The 7,344-nt window shown below is 59.8% G+C and carries 5 protein-coding genes and 1 rRNA gene; 4 read left to right on the forward strand and 2 right to left on the reverse strand.

Annotated features, from left to right (window positions below):
• Nucleotides 1-225 precede the first annotated feature (225 nt).
• The 4 genes from dnaA to pyk all read left to right on the forward strand — a co-directional run bounded on the left by dnaA (nt 226) and on the right by pyk (nt 5,703).
• Nucleotides 226-1,545 (forward strand): chromosomal replication initiator protein DnaA, encoded by a 1,320-nt coding sequence (gene dnaA / locus DNA98_RS16525; protein WP_110532491.1) that lies wholly within the window; start codon nt 226-228, stop codon nt 1,543-1,545.
• 290 nt (nt 1,546-1,835) lie between these two features.
• Nucleotides 1,836-2,936, forward strand: a complete 1,101-nt coding sequence (gene dnaN, locus DNA98_RS16530; protein ID WP_110532492.1) for a DNA polymerase III subunit beta — start codon at nt 1,836-1,838, stop codon at nt 2,934-2,936.
• Between the two features lie 87 nt (nt 2,937-3,023).
• Nucleotides 3,024-4,292: a phosphopyruvate hydratase gene (gene eno / locus DNA98_RS16535; protein ID WP_110532493.1), complete on the forward strand. Its 1,269-nt coding sequence runs from the start codon at nt 3,024-3,026 to the stop codon at nt 4,290-4,292.
• Nucleotides 4,279-5,703 (forward strand): pyruvate kinase, encoded by a 1,425-nt coding sequence (pyk, locus tag DNA98_RS16540; protein ID WP_110532494.1) that lies wholly within the window; start codon nt 4,279-4,281, stop codon nt 5,701-5,703. Before eno ends, pyk begins: the two co-directional genes overlap by 14 nt.
• Here pyk and DNA98_RS16545 read toward each other — a convergent pair.
• Nucleotides 5,696-6,991, reverse strand: a complete 1,296-nt coding sequence (locus tag DNA98_RS16545; protein WP_110532495.1) for a cytochrome P450 — start codon at nt 6,989-6,991, stop codon at nt 5,696-5,698. The two genes, pyk and DNA98_RS16545, sit on opposite strands and share 8 nt — an antisense overlap.
• A gap of 191 nt (nt 6,992-7,182) precedes the next feature.
• Nucleotides 7,183-7,344 (reverse strand): 16S ribosomal RNA (locus DNA98_RS16550); the annotation flags it as partial.

Raw genomic sequence — 7,344 nt, forward strand, 5'->3', positions numbered from 1 at the left:
TCTAGCCGGAGGGGGTCGTCAAGTGCGTCGTACCCGCAGTAGAAGGTTAGGACAGGTGGGATCCGCTAAACTTGGTAGAAGGGGTTCTTAACCCTGCCCGAAAATGGAGCAATAGTCTCGACGGTGGCTTAGAATGATGGCGCTCTCGTGACGCGCTTTGAGGAAGTGTGGTTTCCCCCAGTGCCCTGAGGGGTATAACACGAGGGTCGGCGGAGGAGATCGGCTTTGAGTCAGCAAACCATCTGGCAAAACGTTCTGGACTACGTGCGCCAGAACATCAACGACGTCGAGTATCACACCTGGTTCGAGAAGATCCGTCCCCTGGGGGTACATGGCGGGGTACTGGAACTTGGGGTACCCACGTCCTTTGCGGGAGAGTGGATTAAGAAGCACTACGCCGAACTCATACAAGAAGCCTTGACCCGTCTGGGAGCCCAAACCCCTCGCTTCGAGCTCAAGGTGGTTCCAGGAAATCCTGTTCAAGAGGACATTTTTTCCGTCCCCGTCCAAACTTCTATTCCGGATCCACGGGCCCGCCTCAACCCCAAATACACCTTTGAAAATTTTGTAGTAGGTCCAAATAATCGTCTGGCCCACGCCGCGGCGATGGCGGTAGCCGAGTCCCCAGGCAAGGCTTATAACCCGCTTTTCATCTATGGGGGGGTAGGGCTGGGCAAGACCCACTTGATGCACGCGGTAGGGCACTCGGTGGCTGCCCGCTTCCCCAACCTGAGGATCGAATATGTTTCCACCGAGACCTTCACCAACGAGCTAATCAACGCCATCCGCGAAGACCGCATGACCGAGTTTCGCGAGCGCTATCGTTCGGTGGACCTGCTCCTGGTGGACGACATCCAATTCGTCGCAGGCAAAGAGCGCACCCAGGAAGAGTTTTTTCACACCTTCAACGCGCTCTATGAGGCGCACAAACAGATCATCCTCTCCTCGGACCGCCCGCCCAAGGACATCCTCACCCTCGAGGCCCGCCTAAGGAGCCGCTTCGAATGGGGGCTGATCACCGATATCCAGCCACCTGAGCTCGAGACCCGCATTGCCATCCTCAAAATGAATTCTGAATACCGGAGCATGCGCATTCCCGAAGAGGTGCTCGAGTATATCGCGCGTCAAGTCACCTCTAACATCCGCGAACTAGAGGGGGCGCTCATGCGGGTCATCGCCTACGCTTCATTGAACGGGGTCGAGATCAGTAAAAACGTGGCCGCTCGAGCCCTTTCGGACGTTTTCACGGCCCGCGAGACTGACTTCAGCCCTGAGGATATTCTGCGGGCGGTAGCGGATCACTACGGCTTGAGAACCGATGAGCTCAAAGGAGCTGGCCGCCGCAAAGAGGTGGTGATTCCGCGGCAAATAGCCATGTTCCTGATCCGTGAGCTCACCCAGTCTTCCCTCCCTGAGATCGGCCAATTTTTCGATGGCCGGGATCACACCACGGTGCTTTACGCCATCCAAAAAGTTCAGGAGCTAGCAGATAACGACCCCAGCATCCAACAAGCCCTACGCAGCATCCGAGAACGGCTGGGGTAGGGAAGGGGTACCAAGGCTGTGGATAACTCTGTGGATAAGCTGTGGATAACCCTGTGGATAAGGCTGTGGATAAAGCTGGGGAAAAGTGGCCTGTGGACAACACCCAGAGTTATTCACAGGTTATCCACAGGAAGGGGTGGGTTATCCACAGGAGTTATCCACAAGCAGTTTTCGATAACCATCCACTTTTAAGGAGTTTTCCACACTATCCACAGGCCCTACTACTACTACTACTATCTTTTAAAAATCTTTAAGAGAAGGAGATAGTTTTTTAAGGAGGCTAAGCGCAAATGGAAGTGCGTATCCCCAAAAAGACCTTAGCGGAAGGACTCGGGATCCTCGAGCGGATCATCCCGAACCGGAGCAGCAACCCCATCTTGACTTACCTTCCTATCACCTTGGGCGACCATGGCCTGATACTGAGGGGAACCAACGGTGAAATTGACTTGGAGGTACGCCTCCCCGCGGAAGTCCAAGGGGAAGGGTACGTGCTCGTGCCCGCTCAACCCTTCTCGCAGATTGTGCGGAGCTTGCCAGGGGAACTGGTAGAGATGCTGATAAAAAATTCCCCTTCTTCGGGGGGTGGAATAGAGCTATCCTCGGCCAACTTCCGCACCCAACTCTCCACGGCCAATCCTGAGGGCTATCCTGAGCTTTCCTTTTTGAGCGGGGGTGAAGAGCGGCTTCCTGCTGCTAAGCTGGCTCAAGCTATCACCCAGGTCCGCTATGCGGCCAGTACGGAAGAGTACCGGGCTATCTTCCGCGGCGTCCAGCTCGAGCTCTCCCCGAGAGGGTTGCGGACGGTGGCCTCGGACGGCTTCCGGCTCTCCCGCTACGACTTGCCGCTGGGTTTGACCTCGAACCGAAAGTTCGTGATCCCTGCTAGGAGCGCCGATGAAATCGTGCGGGTGTTCAAGGACGTCGAGGCGGAGGTCAGCCTGGGGGTGGGGGAGGGTAGCCTAACCCTGATCGGAGAAGCCGTACGGATGGCGGTCAAGTTGATGGAAGGGGAGTTCCCCGACTACGGGCGGGTCATCCCCCAGAGTTTCGTTCTGGAGGCTACGCTCTCTGCGGAGCGTTTGCGCGAGAGCCTCAAGCGAGTAGCCGTGCTCTCGGACCGAAATAACCACCGGGTGGATCTGCTGTTCGCCCAAGATCGCTTGGAGCTGGTTTCGGAGGGGGATTATGGCCAGGGACGCGAGGAGATCGCCCTGGAGGCCTTGGGGGAGCCTCAGCTGATGGTGGCCTTTAACGCCCAATACCTCATCGACGCGCTTTCTCCTATAGAGGGAACGGTCCGGCTCAAACTCTCGGGCCCTACCAGCCCCACCGTGGTGGAATCGGTGGAGGACAAGGGCTACTTGGCGGTAGTTGTACCGCTGAGGGTTTGATCAAGCCGAAGGTGTAAACTGGAGCGCGGGCTGTAAGCGTTTCCAGGATTGGGAGTGCGCGTTGCAGCGGAAGATGGGAGGCCATTCATGACCACGATTGTTGAGATCAAGGCGCGGGAGGTACTGGACTCGAGGGGGAACCCCACCGTGGAAGCCGAGGTGGTCCTGGAGGGGGGAAGCCGCGGCAGCGCTATGGTTCCTTCGGGAGCCTCTACGGGGGCCCATGAGGCCCTCGAGCTGCGCGACGGCGGTCCCCGCTATGCAGGCAAGGGCGTGCTGCGAGCGGTGGCGGGAGTCAACGAGCGGATTGCCCCTGAGCTGATCGGCTACGACGCGCTCGACCAGGCCGGAGTAGACCGGGCTATGCTCGAGCTGGATGGAACCCCCAACAAGGCCAACCTGGGGGCCAATGCCATCCTGGCGGTCTCGCTGGCCACCGCCCGGGCGGCGGCCAGCGCCTTGGGCCTGCCCCTCTACCGTTATTTGGGCGGGGTGCAGGGCCTGACCCTGCCGGTACCCTTGATGAATGTCATCAACGGTGGCAAGCACGCGGATAACAACGTGGACTTTCAGGAGTTCATGCTGGTTCCCGCGGGGGCGAGCAGCTTCCGTGAAGCGCTGCGGATGGGGGTAGAGACCTTTCACGCGCTCAAAGGCGTTTTAAAGAGCCGGGGGTACAACACCAATGTTGGAGACGAGGGCGGCTTTGCCCCCGACTTAAAATCGAACGTGGAGGCCGTGGAGGTACTTCTACAGGCCATTGAGAAAGCAGGGTATAAGCCGGGCCAGGAGATCAGCTTGGCCCTCGACCCCGCCTCGACGGAGTTTTACAAAGACGGCAAGTATCACCTCGAGGCCGAGAACAAGGCCCTAAGCAGCGAGGAGATGGTGGCTTACTGGGAGTCCTGGGTGGGCCAATACCCTATCGTCTCCATTGAGGATGGCCTAGCCGAGGATGACTGGGAAGCCTGGAAGATCCTCACCGAGCGCCTGGGCCACAAAATCCAGTTGGTGGGAGATGACCTCTTCGTGACTAACCCCGCGCGGCTGGCCGAAGGTATCGAAAAAGGGGTGGGAAACGCCATCCTGGTCAAGGTCAACCAGATCGGCACCCTCTCCGAGACCCTGGAGGCCGTAGCTTTGGCCCAGCGCTCGGGGTACAACGCGGTGATCTCGCACCGCTCGGGCGAGACCGAGGACGCCTTTATCGCTGACTTGGCCGTAGCGGTGAACGCTGGGCAGATTAAAACCGGCTCAGCTTCGCGCTCAGACCGGCTGGCCAAGTACAACCAACTCCTACGCATCGAGGAGGAGTTGGGAAGGGGGGCGAGGTTTTTGGGTTATGGCGTTTACTAAGCGAACCAAAATCGTGGCCACGTTGGGGCCAGCTTCCTCGAGCCCCGAGACGATTCGTAAGCTCATCCAAGCAGGGGCCGACGTCTTCCGCCTCAACTTCAGCCACGGTACCCCTGAAGATCACCGCGAACGGGTTAGATATATCCGTCAGGCGGCGGAGGAGTTGGGCCAGACGGTGGCCATACTACAGGATTTGCAAGGCCCCAAGATCCGCGTGGGCCGCTTTGCCGAAGGGGCGGTGGAGCTTGTCCCGGGGGCTAAGTTCATCCTGACCCGGGAGGCGGTGGAGGGGGACGCCAGCCGGGTCTCGGTAAGCTATCGGGGCCTTCCCGAGGACGTGTCGCCGGGCCAGGAGTTGCTGCTCGACGACGGGAATATCCGCCTTCGGGTAGACGAGGTGCGCGGCCCCGATATCCACACCACGGTGCTGGTCGGCGGGCGGCTGTCCAACAACAAGGGCATCAACATCCCTGGAGCGGATCTTTCGATCCCTTCTCTCACCGACAAAGACATCGAGGACCTGGTGCTGGGGGTGGAGCTCGAGGTGGACTGGGTGGCCATGAGCTTCGTGCGCACCCGAGATGACTTGCTCTTGGCCCGCCACTACCTGACCCGCCACGCCTCCCGCGCCCGGCTGATGGCCAAGATCGAGAAGCCCTCGGCGGTGTTGCGTTTCGATGAAATCCTGGAGGAGGCCGACGGGATCATGGTGGCCCGCGGCGACCTGGGCGTGGAGATGCCGTTGGAAGAAGTTCCGGTGGTGCAAAAACGCCTGATCCTCAAGGCCATCCAAACCGGAAAGCCGGTCATCACCGCCACCCAGATGCTCGAGAGCATGATCAAGAACCCCATCGCTACCCGGGCCGAGGCCTCCGACGTGGCCAACGCGGTCTTCGACGGTACCGATGCGGTGATGCTCTCCGCCGAGACCGCCTCGGGTTCCTACCCAGTGGAGGCCGTTTCCTTCATGGCCCGGGTAGCCCGCAACGTAGAGGCCTCTACCGAGTACCGCGCGCGGCTCAATGCCCTGCGCCCTTCTCCCACCCCCTCGGTACAGGACGCCATCGCCATGGCCGTAGACGACGTAGTCGAGGCGGTGGGGGCTCGGGTGATCGTGGCTTTTACCGCCACCGGCGGGGCGGCTCGGCGTATCGCCCGTACCAAGCCGCCGGTGCCGATCTTAGCCCTCACCCCCAACCCCCACGTGCGCAACCAGCTAGCCCTGGTCTCGGACGTCTACCCCCTGTTGGCCCCCGATCCTAAGGACACCGATGACATGGTGCAGATTGCGGTGGCGAAGGCCAAAGAGACCGGCCTGGCTCAGGTGGGCGAGTACGTGGTGATCGCGGCAGGAGTGCCCTTTGGGGTGCGGGGGACTACCAACATGCTGCGGGTGGAGAGGGTTAGCTAATCCGGCGTACCCGCATCCTGAGCCCCCCGCCAACCCAGAGGGTGAAGTTCGGTTCTGGTTTGATCTGGGGAGATTGGGCCAGCTCGAGGTCGAAGCGTTGCAGGGTGGTCGCCACGATGATCTTGAACTCGGTAGTGGCGAAGCTTTGCCCGGTGCAGACCCGCGGCCCTAAGCTAAAGGGGAAATAGGCCCCCCGGGGCAACTGCTTCTCGAATTCGGGTGTCCAGCGCTCGGGAATAAACTCGTCGGGGCATTCATAGAAGCGTGGGTCGCGGTGGGCGGCCCACTGGCAGAGCACGATTTGGGCCTTGGGGGGAAGCCTCATCCCTCCTAGTTCGAGCTCTTTCACCGTCTCCCTACCGATAACCCACACCGGGGGGTAGAGCCTCAGGGCTTCTTTGAATACCTGATCGAGGTAGGGGAGACGGTTCAGGTTCTCGAAGCCCGGTAGCTCTCCCAGGGCCTCTACCTCTGCCCGTAGCTTCGCCTTGACCTCAGGGTGGCGATCCAGCAAGTACCAGGTCCAGATCAGGGCGTTGGCGGTGGTCTCGAGGCCGGCAGTGATGATCGTGAGTACTTCGTCACGCAGCTGCCGCTCGGTCATCTGTACGCCAGGTTGTTGCTGGGCTTCCAGCAGCATTGACAGGAGATCGTCGCCCAAGTCCCCTCGTTCGCGGCGGGAGGCGATATGCCGCTGCACCATATCGTTTAAAGCTCGTACTACCCGAACCCCCGCGCGGTTCAGAGAGGGGGTCCAGTGAGGGTCGGTGAGCCAGCCGTGGATCATCCGACCTACCACCTGCTGCCCCAGCACGATGGCTTGATGCATGATCTCGCGGTCATCCTTGGCCTCGACGTTGAACATGCATTTGGCCACCACCCGGAGGGTGAGCGCGTTCATATCCTCGTCAATACGGCGCACCTCGCCATCCCGCCATTCCTCGAGCATTTCCAAGGTAAAGCGAGACATCACCTCGGCATACCCCAGAAGACGTTTGTAGTGAAAAGCCGGGCGGATCAGCCGAATCTGCTGCTTCCAGAACTCGCCCTCGCTGACCAAGATGCCATGACCCATCCCCCCGGCGAAGGCCCGGGTCATCTCAGACTTATGGAACTCGTCAGCCCGTTCAATGAGCACCTCTCGGATCAAGTCGGGGTGGTTGAGAAAGACGATTTCTTGACCAGAAGCGAAACGAAAAGTAGTGATGTCGGGACTGTTGCGGGAAAGCTCGATAAAAAAACGCAGAGGGTCCTTACGCAGCTCGAGGTTATCCGGATCGAAAGCCATATCTGCACAAGTCTACCCTTTGGCGGGTACTCCTCAAAAGCGACGTGGTTCCCTAACAAAAAAACCCGCCCCTTGCGGGACGGGTAAGGAATCTCAGGTGCTGGGCACCACACAGGTTAGGCGAGATGCTTTGAGAAGCCACGCTCAAAGCCTGACGCCAATGCTATAACACTGGCGTGAGGTCTCCTTAGAAAGGAGGTGATCCAGGCGCACCTTCCGGTACACCTACCTTGTTACGACTTCGCCCCAGTCATGAGCCCCACCCTCGGCGCCTGCCTGTGGCTACCGGCGACTTCAGGTGAAACCCACTCCCATGGCGTGACGGGCGGTGTGTACAAGGCCCGGGAACGTAT

It is taken from the genome of Meiothermus sp. Pnk-1 (assembly GCF_003226535.1).
Lineage (GTDB): Bacteria > Deinococcota > Deinococci > Deinococcales > Thermaceae > Allomeiothermus.